At 74.0% G+C, this 16240-nt stretch carries 17 protein-coding genes; 8 read left to right on the forward strand and 9 right to left on the reverse strand.

The genetic code is table 11. From position 1 onward, the window contains the following. Positions 1-56 precede the first annotated feature (56 nt). Positions 57-1568, reverse strand: coding sequence for a PLP-dependent aminotransferase family protein (locus B8281_RS11275; RefSeq protein ID WP_085387754.1), 1512 nt, complete (start codon positions 1566-1568; stop codon positions 57-59). 62 nt (positions 1569-1630) lie between these two features. Here B8281_RS11275 and B8281_RS11280 point away from each other — a divergent pair, with 62 nt between their 5' ends. Then, complete coding sequence (locus tag B8281_RS11280) at positions 1631-2374, forward strand: YitT family protein (protein ID WP_085387755.1); 744 nt, start codon at positions 1631-1633, stop codon at positions 2372-2374. 58 nt (positions 2375-2432) lie between these two features. Here the strand turns inward: B8281_RS11280 and B8281_RS11285 are convergent, their stop codons facing one another. Further along, positions 2433-3446: an aldo/keto reductase family protein gene (locus B8281_RS11285; protein ID WP_085387756.1), complete on the reverse strand. Its 1014-nt coding sequence runs from the start codon at positions 3444-3446 to the stop codon at positions 2433-2435. 50 nt (positions 3447-3496) lie between these two features. Next, entirely contained in the window at positions 3497-4090 is a 594-nt protein-coding gene (locus B8281_RS11290) for a DUF3043 domain-containing protein (RefSeq protein ID WP_043658508.1), read from the reverse strand. 74 nt (positions 4091-4164) lie between these two features. On the opposite strand from B8281_RS11290, the gene B8281_RS11295 reads away from it, so the two are divergent. Continuing rightward, on the forward strand, positions 4165-5574 hold the full coding sequence (locus tag B8281_RS11295; protein ID WP_085388729.1) for a dipeptidase: 1410 nt from the start codon (positions 4165-4167) through the stop codon (positions 5572-5574). A gap of 72 nt (positions 5575-5646) precedes the next feature. On the opposite strand, the gene B8281_RS11300 is transcribed toward B8281_RS11295, so the two are convergent. Then, positions 5647-6177 carry a thioesterase family protein gene (locus tag B8281_RS11300; RefSeq protein ID WP_034652193.1) on the reverse strand — a complete coding sequence of 177 codons (531 nt, stop codon included), beginning with the start codon at positions 6175-6177 and terminating at the stop codon, positions 5647-5649. Between the two features lie 93 nt (positions 6178-6270). Here B8281_RS11300 and B8281_RS11305 point away from each other — a divergent pair, with 93 nt between their 5' ends. Further along, on the forward strand, positions 6271-6636 hold the full coding sequence (locus tag B8281_RS11305; RefSeq protein ID WP_232322549.1) for a DUF3817 domain-containing protein: 366 nt from the start codon (positions 6271-6273) through the stop codon (positions 6634-6636). Between the two features lie 36 nt (positions 6637-6672). Here the strand turns inward: B8281_RS11305 and B8281_RS11310 are convergent, their stop codons facing one another. Then, entirely contained in the window at positions 6673-7272 is a 600-nt protein-coding gene (locus B8281_RS11310) for a DJ-1/PfpI family protein (RefSeq protein ID WP_043658510.1), read from the reverse strand. Positions 7273-7328: 56 nt separating this feature from the next. Further along, positions 7329-8537: a quinolinate synthase NadA gene (nadA, locus tag B8281_RS11315; protein WP_043658512.1), complete on the reverse strand. Its 1209-nt coding sequence runs from the start codon at positions 8535-8537 to the stop codon at positions 7329-7331. A 137-nt stretch (positions 8538-8674) separates the two neighbouring features. Between nadA and B8281_RS11320 the strand changes: the two genes are divergently transcribed. Continuing rightward, the gene (locus B8281_RS11320) at positions 8675-9892 is read left to right on the forward strand and encodes a glycerate kinase (protein WP_085387757.1); all 1218 of its coding nucleotides are present in this window, start codon (positions 8675-8677) and stop codon (positions 9890-9892) included. A gap of 1 nt (position 9893) precedes the next feature. Here the strand turns inward: B8281_RS11320 and B8281_RS11325 are convergent, their stop codons facing one another. Further along, entirely contained in the window at positions 9894-10322 is a 429-nt protein-coding gene (locus tag B8281_RS11325) for a VOC family protein (RefSeq protein ID WP_085387758.1), read from the reverse strand. A 187-nt stretch (positions 10323-10509) separates the two neighbouring features. Here B8281_RS11325 and erpA point away from each other — a divergent pair, with 187 nt between their 5' ends. Further along, complete coding sequence (erpA, locus tag B8281_RS11330; RefSeq protein WP_043658948.1) at positions 10510-10860, forward strand: iron-sulfur cluster insertion protein ErpA; 351 nt, start codon at positions 10510-10512, stop codon at positions 10858-10860. Positions 10861-10970: 110 nt separating this feature from the next. Here the strand turns inward: erpA and B8281_RS11335 are convergent, their stop codons facing one another. Next, on the reverse strand, positions 10971-11267 hold the full coding sequence (locus B8281_RS11335) for a sulfurtransferase TusA family protein (protein WP_085387759.1): 297 nt from the start codon (positions 11265-11267) through the stop codon (positions 10971-10973). Continuing rightward, the gene (locus tag B8281_RS11340) at positions 11264-12409 is read right to left on the reverse strand and encodes a cysteine desulfurase family protein (RefSeq protein WP_085387760.1); all 1146 of its coding nucleotides are present in this window, start codon (positions 12407-12409) and stop codon (positions 11264-11266) included. The genes B8281_RS11335 and B8281_RS11340 overlap by 4 nt, the downstream gene beginning before the upstream one ends. Positions 12410-12810: 401 nt before the next feature. Between B8281_RS11340 and coxB the strand changes: the two genes are divergently transcribed. Genes coxB through B8281_RS11355 form a run of 3 tightly spaced genes read left to right on the forward strand, consistent with a single transcriptional unit; the run spans position 12811 to position 15949 of the window. After that, positions 12811-13731 carry a cytochrome c oxidase subunit II gene (gene coxB, locus B8281_RS11345; protein ID WP_021482035.1) on the forward strand — a complete coding sequence of 307 codons (921 nt, stop codon included), beginning with the start codon at positions 12811-12813 and terminating at the stop codon, positions 13729-13731. Next, a complete protein-coding gene (ctaD, locus tag B8281_RS11350) occupies positions 13731-15554 on the forward strand; it encodes a cytochrome c oxidase subunit I (protein WP_021482036.1) in 1824 nt (607 codons plus the stop codon). Before coxB ends, ctaD begins: the two co-directional genes overlap by 1 nt. Beyond that, positions 15551-15949 carry a cytochrome c oxidase subunit 4 gene (locus tag B8281_RS11355; protein WP_043658950.1) on the forward strand — a complete coding sequence of 133 codons (399 nt, stop codon included), beginning with the start codon at positions 15551-15553 and terminating at the stop codon, positions 15947-15949. Before ctaD ends, B8281_RS11355 begins: the two co-directional genes overlap by 4 nt. Positions 15950-16240 lie beyond the last annotated feature (291 nt).

A 16240-nucleotide genomic window follows, 5' to 3' on the forward strand; every position in this document is an offset into this window, starting at 1 on the left:
GACGCGGGCGACGCGGGCGCGCGAGCCTGTCGCGCGCCGTCGTCCCGGGGGTACCGTCAGCCCGCGACCCGGGCCCACGCGGCGGCGAGCCGTGCCACGGCGTGCTCGAGCTGCTCGGGCGGTCGGGAGAACGTCAGGCGTAGCCGGTCGGCCGCGCTGCCGTCGGGCGTGAAGGTCGGGCCGGCGTTGACGAGCACGCCCTCGGCCGCCGCGGCGGCGGCGAGGGCCTGCGCGACCGGGGCGCCCAGGTCGACCCACAGCGAGAGACCGCCCTCGGGCACGTCCACGCGCCACTGCGGCAGCGCCCGGGCGAGCAGCCCGCACAGGAGGTCGCGCTGCGCGCGGAGCCTCCGACGGCGCTCGGCGAGCACCGCGGGGGCGTCGTCGAGCAGCTCGACGACGGTGAGCTGCTCCAGCACCGCGGTGGCGATGTCCGCCGACTGGCGCGTGCGCGCGAGACGCGCGACGAGGTCCGGGTGGGCGCGGACCCAGCCGACCCGCAGCCCGCCCCAGAACGACTTGGACGCCGAGCCGACCGTGACGACGTACGGCGAGGTGCCGTCGCCCGCGAGCGGCTCCACGACCGGACCGGTGGCGTCCGGGTCGCCGTCGAGGTCGAGGTCGGTGAGCGTCTCGTCGCCGACCACGGTCACGCGGTGGCGCGCCGCGGCGTCGCGCACGCCCGCCCGCTCCTCGGGCGTGAGGGTGTAGGCGGTCGGGTTGTGGAAGTCGGGCACGAGGTAGACGAGGCGCGGCGCGACCTGGCGCAGCGTCGAGTCGAACAGGTCGACGTCGAACCCCGGCGCGTCGTGGTCGTGGCCGCCCCGCGCCCCGCTGTCGCCCCGGCCCACGGGGACGGGCACCAGCCGCGCGCCCGCCCGTCGCAGCGACTCCATCGCGTGGTAGTACGTGGGCGACTGCACGACGGCGCGGTCACCCGCCCCGAGGAGGGTGTCGGCGAGCGTGGTGATGGCGTGCTGGGCACCCGTGGTGACGAGCACCTCGTCGGGCGTGGTGGGCGTGCCGCGGCGCGTGTGGTGGTCGGCGAGGGCCTCGCGGAGCACGCCGAGGCCGTACGGCTCGTAGCCGCCGCCGGACAGGTACTCGGGCAGCCGCTCCAGCGCGCGCGAGTAGGCGGCGTGCAGGCCGCTCGGGGCGGCGGAGGTCGCCTGCGACAGGTCGGCGAGGTCGATCGGCGCGGTGCGCGGCGCGGGCCCGGGCGGGGCGTCGCCGCCGGCCGCGCGGTCCGCGGGCCGGCGCGCGCTCGGGCGGGGAAGCACGACGACGGTCCCCGAGCCGGTGCGCGAGCGTGCGAACCCGAGCTCGCGCAGCCGCCCGTACGCGGCGGCGGTCGTGGTGCGCGAGACGCCGAGCGCGACGGCGAGGTCGCGCTCGGACGGCAGGCGCGTGTGGGGCGCGAGGGTTCCCGCGAGGACGGCGGCCCGCAGCGCGTCGGCGAGGGCGGTGTACGCGGGGCCGCCCGCGTGCCACCGGCCGAGCAGCCGGGCGGCGGCAGCGGGGGACAGGTGGCGGTGGACGTCGACCGTCCCGGCCGGGGCGAGGCTCATGGGGCCACTCTCTCGCGATTGGCTATGGATGTCGATGCCACTCGGCGGTCAGGATGACACCCATGAGCCCCACCCGTCGCACCGCCCAGCTCCTCCTCGGCCTGCTCGGCTACGCGCTGTCCATGGCGATGCTGATCCACGCGGGCCAGGGCGGGATGCCGTGGGACGTGCTGCACCAGGGCGTCGTCCGCCGCACGGGGCTGCCGTTCGGCGTCGTCGTCGGGTCGCTCAGCGTGCTGGCCCTGCTCGCCTGGATCCCGCTCCGGCAGCGGCCCGGGATCGGCACGGTCGCGAACGTCGTCGTCATCACGCTGACGATCGACCCGGCCATCGCTCTCGTCACGCGCCTCGTCCCCGACCCGGGCGTCGCCGCGAGCGTGGCCCTGGCCGTCGGGGGCATCGTGCTCAACGGCCTCGCGACGGCGGCCTACCTGGGCGTGCGGCTCGGCCCGGGACCGCGCGACGGGCTCATGACCGGCCTGGTGGCGCGCACGGGCTGGTCGGTGCGGCTCGTGCGGACCCTCCTCGAGGTCGTCGTCGTGACGCTGGGCTGGGCGCTCGGCGGCACGCTCGGCTGGGCGACGGTCGCCTACGCGCTCGCCGTCGGGCCGATCGTCCAGCTCACGGCGCGGTGGTTCGCGCCGCGCGGGCTCGTCGCCGCCGCGGCCTCCGAGGCGGCGGCGGACGTCGAGGGGGCGTCGGACGGCGAGCCCGCGTCGGACATCGAGACCGCGTCACGGGAGCCCGTCCCCGCGACCGCAGGCCCCCGGCCGGACGAGGGAGGCATGCCCGCGTCCGGCCGGTGAGGAGACGACGACGGCCCCGGCGTGCTGCCGGGGCCGTCGTCGCGTGCGGTGGCGTGCGTCAGGCGACGCGGCCCTGCGGGGCGTTCTCCGCCGTCTTGCCCGGGTCGCGCTCGACGGCGCCCCCGAGGATCTCGTCGATGCGGGTCATGAGCTCGGCCGGGATCGTCACGCCCGACGCCTTGACGTTCTCCGCGACCTGTTCGGGGCGCGACGCCCCGACGAGCGCCGCGGCGACATTGTCGTTCTGCAGCACCCACGCGATCGCGAGCTGCGCCATGCTCAGGCCCAGCTCGTCCGCGACGGGCCGGAGGTTCTGCACGCGCGTGAGCACGTCGTCGGTGAGGAAGCGCTGGATCATGCGCGCGCCGCCCTTGTCGTCGGTCGCACGCGACCCCGCCGGCAGCGGCTCGCCAGGGCGGTACTTGCCGGACAGCACGCCCTGCGCCATGGGCGACCAGACGATCTGCGAGAGCCCGAGCTCGCGCGACGTCGGCACGACCTCGTCCTCGATGACGCGCCAGAGCATGGAGTACTGCGGCTGGGAGGAGATGAGCTGGAACCCGAGGTCCTGCGCGAGCGCGTGGCCCGCGCGGATCTGGTCCGCCGTCCACTCGGAGACGCCGATGTACAGGGCCTTGCCCTGGCGCACGATGTCGGCGAACGCCTGCATCGTCTCCTCGAGCGGCGTCTCGGTGTCGTACCGGTGCGCCTGGTAGAGGTCGACGTAGTCGGTGCCGAGCCGCTTCAGGGAGCCGTTGATCGACTCCATGACGTGCTTGCGCGACAGGCCGGTGTCGTTGGGGCCGCCGGGGCCGGTCGGCCAGTAGACCTTCGTGAAGATCTCGAGCGACTCGCGCCGCTGGCCCTTGAGGGCGTCGCCGAGCACCTGCTCGGCCTTCGTGTTGGCGTAGACGTCCGCGGTGTCGAACGTCGAGATGCCGGCGTCGAGGGCTGCGTGCACGCACGCGGTCGCGACGTCGTTCTCGACCTGGGAGCCGTGGGTCAGCCAGTTGCCGTAGGTGATCTCGGAGATCTTGAGACCCGAGTTGCCGAGGTAGCGGTAGGTGGGCATGGACCCAACCTAGCCGCGGGCCCGGCCGCTCGCGGGGCCGGGCGCCGTCGTCACTCGGGGTAGACGCCGTGCTTCTTGTGCGTGGGCTTGGGCAGGCGCGCGCGGCGGAGCTGGAACGCCCGCATGACCGCGTACATGACCGTGCCCTTGGGGATGTCGCCGAACTTCGCGAGGAGGCGCTTGCGCAGGCGCCGCCACATGATGAAGCCGTCGACGACGGTGAGCAGGACGATGACGTACAGCGTCATGACCGTGAGGAACGCGAGCTCCTGGTTCCGCGCCGTGAGGAACGAGAACACGATGAAGACGAGGGCGACGGGCAGGAAGAACTCGCCGAGGTTCCAGCGGGCGTCGACGTACTCGCGCACGTAGCGCTTGACCGGGCCCTTGTCGCGCGGCGGCAGGTAGCGCTCGTCGCCGGTCTGCATGGCCTGGTACTGACGGTCGCGCATCTCGCGCTGCTTCTCCCGCGCGGACTTCGCGGCGGCGCGGCGGTCGTTCGGCACGAGGGGACGCTTGTTCGCGGCCTCGGAGACCTTGCGCTTGGGGGTCGGGCGGCCCTTGCCGGCGCGCTCGATCTCGGCCGCCTCCTCGACGGGGTCGGGGGCGGCGGGGGTCGCGGCGGCCTTGTTGCGGGAGAACACCCCTCCAGGGTAGTCGAGCCGACGGGGTGCCTGGACGCGGGTCCGGGGCCGCACGGTGTCGTACCGTGCTGGTCGTGACGAACTCACCCGAACCCACCGCCCCCGCGCCCGGCACCGCCCTGGCGACCACGCTCCGCGAGACCGTCGCCCGGCTCTTCCCGGCGCTGCGCGCCGACCTGGAGTCGCTCGTGCGCGTGCCGAGCGTCTCGAACGCCGCGTTCGACCAGGCGCACGTCGCCGCCAGCGCCGACGCCGTGGCCGCGCTCCTGCGCGACGCCGGACTGCCCGAGGTCCAGGTGCTGCGCGCCCGGGCCGAGGACGGCACCGAGGGCGCGCCCGCCGTCGTCGCGCGCCGCCCGGCGCCCGACGGCGCCCCGACCGTGCTGCTGTACGCGCACCACGACGTCCAGCCCCCGGGCGACGCCGGCACGTGGGAGACCGACCCGTTCGAGCCGACCGAGCGCGACGGCCGTCTCTACGGCCGCGGCGCGGCCGACGACAAGGCGGGCGTCGTGGCCCACCTCGGCGCGCTGCGCGCCCTCCTGGAGATCGGCGACCTCCCCGTCGGGGTGACGGTGTTCGTCGAGGGCGAGGAGGAGATCGGCTCGCCGACGTTCCTGTCGTTCCTCACGCAGCACCGCGACCTGCTCGCGGCCGACGTCATCGTCGTCGCCGACTCCTCGAACTGGAAGATCGGCGTGCCTGCGCTCACGACGTCGCTGCGCGGGCTCGTGGACTGCGAGGTCGAGGTCGCGGTGCTCGACCACGCGGTGCACTCGGGCATGTTCGGCGGCCCCGTGCTCGACGCCGTGACGCTGCTCGCGCGGCTGATCACGACGCTGCACGACGACGCGGGCAACGTCGCCGTGCCCGGGCTCGCCACCGCGGACGAGCCGACCGTGGACTACGCCGAGGCCGACTTCCGCGCCGACTCCTCGCTCCTCGACGGCACGGTCCTCGCGGGCGAGGGCAGCATCGCCGGGCGGCTGTGGACCAAGCCGGCGATCGCCGTGATCGGGCTCGACGCGCCGAGCGTCGCGCACGCGTCGAACACCCTCACGCCCCGCGCGACCGCGAAGCTCTCGGTGCGGCTCGCGCCCGGCCAGGACCCGGCGGCCGCGATGGCGGCGCTGCGCACGCACCTCGAGTCGCACGCGCCGTTCGGCGCGCGCGTGACCGTGCGCGACGGCGAGCAGGGCAAGCCGTTCCTCGCCCCCGGCGACTCCGACGCGATGCGGGCCGCACGGTGGGCGTTTGCGACGTCGTGGGGCACGGACCCCGTCGACATCGGCATCGGCGGGTCGATCCCGTTCATCGCCGACCTGCTCGAGGTCTTCCCGGACGCGGCGATCCTCGTCACGGGCGTCGAGGACCCGGACTCGCGCGCGCACGGCGCGAACGAGTCGGTCCACCTCGGCGAGCTGGAGAAGGTCGTGCTCGCCGAGGCGCTCCTGCTCGCCCGGCTCGGCGGCGCGGTCGCCTGACCCGCGCCCGCCGGACCGCACGCGGCGACGCTCCCCGGTCGGCCGGGGAGCGCCGCCGTGCGGCGTCAGGCGTCAGGCACGGTGCGCGACGTCGACCGCCCGGGCCCACCGCGCGACGTCGTCCGGGAGCTCGGGGGAGGTGACGTCGCCGCCCAGGAGCCCGACGACGTCGGGCGCGGCGATCCGGTCGCCGGACCCGCGCGCGAGGAAGCGCCCGGCGACGAGCCCGCGCGCGCAGAGGTCACCGCGGCGCGTGAACACCTGCTCGAGGTACACGACGCGCTCGTCCCACCCGAGCACGCGCGTCGTGATCTCGAAGCGGTCCCCGAGCTGCAGGGAGCGGCGGTACTTCATGGTCGACGCCGCGACGACGGGGTACCAGCCCTTGTCCTTGAGCAGGGGGAACCCGCCGAGGTCGGCGATGAAGTTGCTGCGCGCGACGTCCATCATCTGCAGGTACACGCCGTTGTTCACGTGCAGGTAGAAGTCGAGGTCGCCCGGGCGCACGCGCATGCGGGTGACGGACGGCTCGAGGACGCCGCGGCCCGGCACGGCCTTGCGCGGCATCGTGCTGGCGACGAGGAGCTGGATCTGGCGGGTCACCGGGGCAGGCTACTACCCCGCACCAGCGGTATCGGGTATCCGGCACCGACGGCGGGGGACGCCCCTCCAGGTCGGTGTGCGAGGATGCGCGCCGTGACGACGACGAGCCCCGCCCCTCGCCCCACCGCCACCGCCGACACCGGGTCGCCCGCCCCGCACCCGTGGCAGGTCCGCGCGTTCCGCGCGGTCGCGATCGCCGAGGCGTTCTCCTGGGCCGGCCTGCTCGTCGGCATGTACCTCAAGTGGGTCGCGGGGACGACCGAGCGCGGCGTGGAGATCTTCGGGCCCGTCCACGGGGCGCTCGTGCTCGCGTACGTCGCGCTCGCCGTGCTCGTCGCCGTGCGCGTCCGCTGGTCGCTCTGGACGACCTTCCTCGCGCTCGCCGCGACCGTCCCGCCGTTCTGCACCGTCCTCTTCGACATCCGGGCGCACCGCACCGGCCGCTACGCGCGCCGCTGACCGCTCGGGTCGGCTGACCCCAGACCGGCTGACCGCTCAAACCGGCGGGTCGGGGTCGTACTGGATCCCGCGCCGCACGGCGCGTGCGACGTCGGCGCTCTCCAGGCGCGCGACGAGGTGCAGCGCCATGTCGATCCCCGCGGACACGCCGGCGGACGTGACGACGTCGCCGTCGTCGACGTAGCGCGCCTCCGTGTCGACCACGACGCTCGGGTCGATCCGCGCGAGCTCGTCGTAGTGCGCCCAGTGCGTCGTCGCGGGCCGGCCCGCGAGGAGCCCCGCCGCAGCGAGGACGAGCGAACCCGTGCAGACGCTCGCGATCACCGGGGTGCGCGACCGCATCGCGCGCAGCCACTCGAGGTGCACGCGGTCGGCGAGCAGCGGGCGCGTCCCGCGACCGCCGGGGTACACGAGCAGGTGGAGGGGGCCGACGTCGTCCGCCGAGCGGTCGGGGAGCAGCCGGAGGCCCTTCGCCAGCCGCACGCCGCCGCCGTCCCACGAGAACGTCGACACCTGGGGCTTGAGCGCGGAGTGCTCGGCCCATGCCGACAGCACCTCGAACGGCCCGGCGACGTCGAGCTCCTCGGCCTCGTCGAAGACGAAGATCCCGACGTTCGTCCCGTTACCCGTTCCCATGGCCACCTCCGCGCGCCCCCGCGTCCCGAGGGCCTCGACCGCTCCTGCCCGCGCGCCTAGAGGCCGGGCAGGGCGAGCATCTGGTCGAGCGCGACGCGCGCCCAGTGCGCGTCGTCGGCGTCCACGACGATCCGGTTCACCACGCGACCGGCGACGAGCGACTCCATCGCCCACACGAGGTGCGGCAGGTCGATCCGGTTCATCGTCGAGCAGAAGCACACCGTCGAGTCGAGGTAGTGCACCTGCTTGTCCGGGTGCGCCCGCGCGACGCGGCGCACGAGGTTGAGCTCGGTCCCGATCGCCCATGCCGAGCCCGGCTCGGCGGCGTCGAGCATCTTGATGATGTACTCCGTCGACCCGACGAAGTCCGCCGCCGTGACGACCTCGTGCTTGCACTCGGGGTGCACGAGCACGTTGACGTCCGGGACGGCCGCGCGGACGTCGTCGACGTTCTTCGCCGAGAACCGCCCGTGGACCGAGCAGTGCCCGCGCCACAGGATCATGCGCGCGTCGCGCAGCTCGGCGTCGGTGAGGCCGCCGTTCGGCTTGCGCGGGTCGAACACGACGCAGTCGTCGAGCGACATCGCCAGCTTCAGCACCGCGGTGTTGCGCCCCAGGTGCTGGTCGGGGAGGAACAGGACCTTGCCCGTGCCGTCCACGCCGCCCACCTGGTCGAACGCCCAGCGCAGCGCGACCTCCGCGTTCGACGACGTGCACACCGTGCCGCCGTGGCGCCCCGTGAAGGCCTTGATCGCGGCTGAGGAGTTCATGTAGGTCACGGGGATCGTCGAGTCGGCGATGCCGACCTCCTGCAGCACGTCCCACGCGTCCTCGACCTGGTCGATGGCGGCCATGTCCGCCATCGAGCAGCCCGCCGCGAGGTCCGGCAGCACGACCTGCTGCGCGTCGGAGGTGAGGATGTCCGCGCTCTCGGCCATGAAGTGCACGCCGCAGAACAGGATGAACTCCGCCTCGGGGCGGGCGGCCGCCTCGCGCGCGAGCTTGAAGGAGTCGCCCGTGACGTCGGCGAAGTCGATGACCTCGTCGCGCTGGTAGTGGTGGCCCAGGACGAACGCCCGCTCGCCCAGCGCGGCGCGCGCCGCGCGGGCGCGCTCGACCAGGTCGGGGTCGCTCGGCGCGGGCAGGTCGCCCACGCACTCGACGCCCCGCTCGGACGCGAGGTCGCGGCCCTGCCCCAGCAGGAGCAGGGCCGACGGGCTGGGCTCGACGAAACCGCCCGGGCGTGCGGTGCTCGGACCGCCCACGGACGACAACAAGGTGCTCCCGGTGCTCACGGGACCATCGTCGCACAGCGACGCGGAGACGGAGAGGGTCCTCCCACCGCGGATCGGCGCGCCGGGCGCGACCCGCCGGACCGCGCCCGGGCTGGCACAATCCGGGCATGCGCGTGCTGCTCACCGGGTCCGCCGTCCCGCCCCCGCCCGACGGCGCGTGGCCGGGCCGCGACGTCGTGCCGACTGCCGCCGGACCGAGCCTCGCCGACGTCGCCTCGTGGTGGTCCGCGCACGGCGCCGTGGACACCGTGCCCCTCGCCGCGTCGGGGCCCGCGCTCCTCGACGCCCTCGCTCCCGTCGCGCCCGAGGTCCTCGCGGGCGTCGTGCCGGGCCCGGGCGGCGCGGAGGTCCCGGTCGCCGTCCGACGGCGCGCGTCCTCCTCGCGCGAGGGCGCGCAGGCCCGGACCGTCGTCGTCGACGTGTCCCAGGTCCCGGCCACCGGGGAGGCCGTCGTCGTCGATGCCGACGGGACGCCGACGACGGTGCCCGCCCGCTCGTCGACCGCCGTCGGGCACCTGCTCGCGCTCGCGGTCGACGCCGCTCGGGCGGGGACGGATCCCGGCCGGGTCGTGCTCGCGACCGGGGGCAGCACGAGCCACGACGGGGGCCTCGGGGCGCTCCTCGCGCTCGCGGGCGAGCCGCCGGCGTCCGGGGGCGCGCCGGACGTCACGCCCGCCGGGCTGGTCGACGTCGTGCGCGCCGCGCGCGCCGCGCTGGGCGGCTCGCACCTCGTGGCGGCCGTCGCGTCCGACGTCCCGCTCCTCGGTCTGCACGGCGCGAGCGCGACCCTCGACGCGCGCGGTGTCGACCCGCTGGTGGCCCAGCACCTCGAGCGCGCGCTCGGCGCGGTCGCGCACGACGTCGCCGCCGCCGTCGACCGCGCGGACGCGGCCGGGCCGGGGGAGCACGGGATCGTCGGGCGCGACCTGCTCGCGGGCGCGACGGCAGGCCGCCGCCTCGCCGGGCTGCCGGGGGCGGGCAGCGGGGGAGGGCTGGGCTTCGCCGTCGCGGCGCTGGGCGGCAGGCTCGTCCCCGCGCTGCGGGTCGTGGCGGACGACGTCGGGCTCGACGCGCGGCTCGCGGCCGCGGACGTCGTCGTCGTGCTCGCGGACGAGCTCGGGGCGCACGAGCTCGGCGAGGGGACCGTCCGCGAGGTGGCCGGCCGGGCGGCGCGGCACGCGCTCCCGGTGGTGGTCGTCGCGCGCGCGGTCGTCGCGGGCCGCCGCGAGCAGGCGGCCGCCGGGCTCAGCGGCGCGTACGCGTGGGGCGACGGCGACCCGCGCGACCTCGTGGAGCGCGTCGCGCGCACGTGGTCGCGCGGCTGAGTCAGCCGAGCTCCACGTCGCCGTCCGCGCGCACGGACCACGCGGGGTTGTGCGCGATCTCCCACACGAGGTCGTTCGGGTCGGCGACGTGGGCGTGGAAGACGCCCCCGAACTCACCCTCCTGCGGCTCCTTGCGGACGGTCCCGCCCGCGGCGACCATCGCGTCCACCAGCTCGACGACGGCGTCGCGCGACCCGACGTTGTGCGACAGGGTCACACCCGTGGTCGCGGCCGGCGCCCCGACCGAACCGGCGTCGCGCGCGAAGCTCGCCGCGTCGAAGAAGCCGAGGAGCTGGCCGGCCGCGGACCGGTAGAACACGATCTCGCCCGGCACGTCGAGCCGAGGCTCCCAGCCGAGCGCGCCGTAGAAGCGTCGGGCCGCGCCGAGGTCTCGCGTCGCGACCGTCACGAAGTGCACCGCCTGGTCCATGGGTCCTCCGTCGTCACCCTCGCGCCCCGTGCGGCGAGGCCCGTTCGACCCTAGTCCCGCGCGGGGTCGTAGACTCGGGAACACCACCGGCACGTGTGGTGTTGAGGACCTGACGGGATCTCTCTCGAGAGATCCGAGAAGCCGGCCACCACCGGGGCAGCACTGCCCCCGACAGCGCGGAGACGAGATGAGCGAGACCACCGACATTGCCACGCACGGCGTCAACCTGACCGACGAGGCCGCGGACAAGGTCCGCACGCTCCTCGAGCAGGAGGGTCGCGACGACCTGCGCCTGCGGGTCGCGGTGCAGCCCGGCGGCTGCTCCGGCCTGATCTACCAGCTCTACTTCGACGAGCGCGTGCTCGACGGCGACGCGCTGCGCGACTACGACGGCGTCGAGGTCGTGGTCGACAAGATGAGCGTCCCGTACCTCGAGGGTGCGACGATCGACTTCGCCGACACGATCGAGAAGCAGGGCTTCACGATCGACAACCCCAACGCGGGCAGCGCCTGCGCCTGCGGCGGCTCCTTCAGCTGAGCCGTCCGGCGTGCCGCGCGCACGCCACCGGACCGCACGAGCCCGGTCACCCGTCCGCGGGTGGCCGGGCTCGCGTCGTCCGCGGGTCGGGCCGCCCAGCTCGGGCGGGGTCAGCCGCCGATCTCGACGGTGATCGCCCAGGCCTCGGCCTCTCCCTGACCGGGGAGCTGCTCCTCGCCCACGACCGTGTGCCCGCGCATCCGCGCCCACGCGGGGACGTCGAGGCGCGCGGCCGGGTCGGTCGACCACACGGTGAGCCGGGCGCCCGGTGCGAGGTTGCGCGCCGCCGCGGCGAGCCGGATCACGGGGAGCGGGCAGCGCAGCCCGCGCGCGTCGACCACGTCGCCGGCCGCGCCCGCGTCGCCGGACGTGCCGGACGACGCCCCGGGCGGGGGAGCGCCGGTCACAGGCCCTGCACCCCCAGCGCCGCGCGCACGCGGGCGACGGCGTCCGGCAGGGCGGCGAGCAGCCGCTCGACGTCGTCCTCCGTCGTCGAGCGGTCCAGGGCGACACGCACGTTGCCGTGCGTGAGCACGCCCATCGCCGCGAGGACGTGCGAGGGCTCGAGCGAGCTCGACGTGCACGCCGACCCGGACCCGACGGCGACGCCCTCGCGGTCCAGGTCCGTGAGCAGCGCCTCGCCGTCCACGTAGAGGAACGAGAAGGTCGCGACGTGGGGGAGCCGGTCGACCGGGTCGCCGACCACCTCGACGTCGGGGATCTGCGCGACCCGTGCCCGCACGCGGTCGACGAGCGCCCGACGCCGCGCGTCCTGCGCGTCCCGGTCGGCCAGCACCGCCTGCAGCGACACGGCCGCGGCGAACGCCGCCGGGACGGACACCCCGCCGGGTGCCCACGGGTCCGCGTCCTCCGGGAACGGGCTGCGCCGTCGGACGCGGGAACGCACCGCGAGGACACCGATGCCGGGCCCGCCGCCCCAGTCCGCCGGGTCGGCGGCGAGCGCGTCCCAGGTCTCGGGGACGACGTCGTGCCCGAGCGCGGCCCCCGCGTCCACGAGCAGCGGGACCCCCGCCCGCCGCGCCGCCTCGTGCACGGCCGCGACCGGCTGACGCGTCCCCACCTCGCCGTTGGCGGCCTGGAGCGCGGCGAGCGCCACGCCCGGGCGACCGACGGCGTCGGTCATCTCCGCGGCGTCGACGCGGCCGGACCCGTCCACCCCGACGACTTCCCGCTCCAGGCCACCGTGCTCGGCGGCGTGCAGGACGGCGGCACGCTCGACGGCGCCGACGACGACCCGTCGCCCCGCGCGGTGACGCGCGCCGGCGAGCGCGGCGACGGCCGTGTGGAGGGACGCGGTGTGGTTGGCGGTGAAGACGACCTCCTCCGTGCGCGCGCCGAGCGCGGCGGCGACGGCCTCGCGGGCGCCGTCGAGCAGGGCCTCGGCACGCCTGCCCTCCGCGTGCAGACGTCGGGGGTCGGCCCAGCCGTCGTCGAGCGCGCGGTCGAAGGCCTCGCGCGCGAGCGGGTGCCAGGGGGCGTGCCCCCCGTTGTCGAGCAGGACTCGGCGATCGGGGGTGGTGTGTGTCACATGGCCTCCAGGGCGCGGGCGGGGCCGTCGTGGAGCGAAGGACGGCCGGGCTGAGACGGCCCGAGCGGGCGCGGGGCGCCGGTCGGGGTCCGGCGCACGGCGTCGGATCGTTGCGCTCGCGCGCCCCGCGACGAGGTGCCTCCGGGAGTCCGAAGGTCCTACCGGCACGCTACCGTGCTGCTCGGTGGGCCGACGGTGTGGCAAGGATCTGACAGACTCGGGACGGGTGTGGCGAACCCACCCCTGACCGGCCACGACGTGTGCCGCATCTCGCCCGTCCGCAGCGCGTTCCGGGCCACGAAGGGCGGAATCCCGCGCTAGGCTTCGTGTGTCGAGGACGAAGGTCCTGTGCTGGGCTCGTAAAGACGGGCACGGGCAGGACGTGACGTGAAAGGCCCCCCTTGCACTCGCAACCCCCTAGCCGCACACGGCGCACCATCCTGCGGGCGACGGCCCTCGCCGTCGCCGTCGCCGCGGTGGCGTCCGGCTGCGCCACCGACACCGTCCAGCGCGGGTTCCTGCCCGGTTACGAGGACGGGGAGGTGACCAACCAGACCGCCCGGATCACGTCGCTGTGGACCGGCTCCTGGATCGCGGCCCTCATCGTCGGCGTGATCACGTGGGGCCTGATGCTGTGGTGCGTCGCCGCGTACCGCAAGCGCAAGGACGACCACCAGCTCCCCGTGCAGACGCGCTACCACCTGCCGCTCGAGATCATGTACACGGCCGTGCCGATCCTCATGGTCCTCGTCCTCTTCTTCTACACGGACCGCGACATGAGCGCGATCGTGGACAAGGACGTCGAGTCCGACCTCACGGTCCAGGTCATCGGCAAGCAGTGGAGCTGGGACTTCAACTACGTGGACGACGACGTCTACGAGACGGGCCAGCACCTGGCGGACGTCGGCGACACCATGACCGACGACGCGACGATCGACGGAGCCCCGGGCACGGCGGCGGCGCTGCCGACGCTCTACCTGCCCGTCGGTGAGTCGGTGCGGTTCGAGCTGCAGTCGCGCGACGTCATCCACTCCTTCTGGATCCCCGCGTTCCTCTACAAGCTCGACATGATCCCGCACCGGACGAACGAGTTCGTGGTCACCCCGGAGCGCGAGGGCGTCTACGCCGGCAAGTGCGCCGAGCTCTGCGGCGAGCACCACTCCGGCATGCTGTTCAACGTCGAGGTCGTCGACCGCGCGGAGTACGACGCGCAGATGGAGGCGCTCCGCGAGAAGGGCCAGGAGGGTCAGATCCCGGTGGAGGGCTTCAGCCGTCTCCAGGACCCGAACCCTGTCACCGCTACCACGGAGGGTGAGAACTGATGGTCGCGCAGGCCGAAGTCATCCCCGGTCTCGCGCCGCGGCGTCAGACCCTCGGGCGGACCGTGATCAAGTGGGTCACGTCCACCGACCACAAGACGATCGGGTACATGTACCTGATCACGTCGTTCATCTTCTTCTGCATCGGCGGCCTCATGGCCCTCGTGATCCGTGCGGAGCTCTTCGAGCCCGGCATCCAGATCGTGCAGAGCAAGGAGCAGTACAACCAGCTCTTCACGATGCACGGCACGATCATGCTGCTGCTGTTCGCGACCCCGCTCTTCGCCGGGTTCGCGAACGTGATCATGCCGCTGCAGATCGGTGCGCCGGACGTCGCGTTCCCGCGACTGAACATGTTCGCGTACTGGCTCTACCTCTTCGGCGGTCTCATCGCCTCGGCCGGCTTCTTCACGCCGCAGGGCGCCGCCTCGTTCGGTTGGTTCGCGTACGCGCCGTTGTCGAACACGACGTTCAGTCCAGGGCTCGGGGGAGACCTCTGGGTGTTCGGGCTCGCGCTCGCCGGCTTCGGCACGATCCTCGGTGCGGTCAACTTCATCACGACGATCATCACGATGCGCGCGCCCGGCATGACGATGTTCCGCATGCCGATCTTCACGTGGAACACGCTCATCACGAGCCTCCTCGTGCTCATGGCGTTCCCGCCCCTGGCCGCCGCGCTCTTCGCACTCGGTGCCGACCGGCGCCTCGGCGCCCAGATCTTCAACCCCGAGAACGGGGGCGCCATCCTGTGGCAGCACCTGTTCTGGTTCTTCGGGCACCCGGAGGTCTACATCATCGCGCTGCCGTTCTTCGGCATCGTGTCCGAGATCTTCCCGGTCTTCGCCCGCAAGCCGATCTTCGGCTACAAGGGCCTCGTCTACGCGACGATCGCGATCGCGGCGCTGTCCGTCACCGTGTGGGCCCACCACATGTACGTGACCGGCGCGGTCCTCCTGCCGTTCTTCGCCTTCATGACGATGCTCATCGCCGTGCCGACCGGCGTGAAGTTCTTCAACTGGATCGGGACCCTCTGGCGAGGGAAGCTGACGTTCGAGACACCGATGCTGTGGTCGATCGGGTTCCTCGTGACCTTCCTCTTCGGCGGTCTCACGGGCGTCATCCTGTCCAGCCCGGCGCTCGACTTCCACCTGTCCGACTCGTACTTCGTGGTGGCGCACTTCCACTACGTCGTGTTCGGCACCGTGGTGTTCGCGATGTTCGCCGGCTTCTACTTCTGGTGGCCCAAGTTCACCGGGCGCATGCTCAACGAGCGCCTCGGCAAGGTCCACTTCTGGCTGCTCTTCATCGGCTTCCACATGACGTTCCTCATCCAGCACTGGCTGGGCGTCGAAGGCATGCCGCGCCGCTACGCGGACTACGCGCCGTCCGACGGCTTCACGTGGGAGAACCAGGTCTCGACGGTCGGGGCGTTCATCCTCGCCGCGTCGACGCTGCCGTTCCTCTGGAACGTCTACACGACCTGGCGCAACGCGCCCAAGGTCCAGGTCGACGACCCGTGGGGCTACGGCCGCTCGCTCGAGTGGGCCACGTCCTGCCCGCCGCCGCGGCACAACTTCACGTCGCTGCCGCGCATCCGCTCCGAGTCGCCCGCGTTCGACCTGCACCACCCCGAGGTCGCGGCGATGGACCACGCGGAGCCGAACCCCAACGTCCTGGAGAAGGTCTACGGGGAGGCCGACCGCCGCGGTGAGAAGAGCGTCGCGCTCGACCGCCTCGGCGACAAGCAGGCAGGCAGCGACTCGACGTCGACGATCATCATCGACGAGCCGCGCACGGGTGACACGGACGAGGAGGCCGGCAAGTGAAGGTCGAGTACAAGCTGTTCATCTTCCTGACCCCCTTCTTCGCGCTCATCGGCGTGGTGTACGGGCTCTGGAGCGGCTGGGAGCCCGTCGGCAGCGCCGCGCTCCTCCTGACCGCAGGTCTGTCGGGCATGATCGGCGCCTACCTGGCGCTCACCGCCAAGCGGATCGACGCGCGGCCCGAGGACGACCCGGACGGCCTCATCGAGCAGGGTGCCGGCGACCAGGGCGTGTACGCCCCGTGGAGCTGGTGGCCGCTCGCGATCGCGGCGTCGGCTGCGATCGTCTTCCTGGGCCTCGCGGTCGGCTGGTGGCTGGTCTACGTGGGGATCGCGATGAGCGCGGTCGCCCTCGTCGGCTGGGTCTTCGAGTTCTCCCGCGGCCAGCACGCGCACTGACGCACCTCTTCCGGACGGCCCGATCCCCTCGCGGGGGTCGGGCCGTCCTGCTGTCTGCGGAGGGTCGTGGGGCGCGCCCATGGGGTCGAAGGCACGTGTGTGTGAGTGCCGGAGCCGTTCCTTGTGGCGCGCTCCGGCAGCGTGGTGGCGTTCTACGCCGGGCTGGTGCCCACGCCGGGGCTGGAGCGGCGCAGGGCGGCGCAGGAGCACCCACGCCTGGGCTGGAGCCGCGCAGGGCGGCGCAGAAGCACCCAAGTCAGGCTGGCAGCGTGCACGTCGGGGCGGGAGCGT

It is taken from the genome of Cellulosimicrobium sp. TH-20 (assembly GCF_002105775.1).
Lineage (GTDB): Bacteria > Actinomycetota > Actinomycetes > Actinomycetales > Cellulomonadaceae > Cellulosimicrobium > Cellulosimicrobium funkei.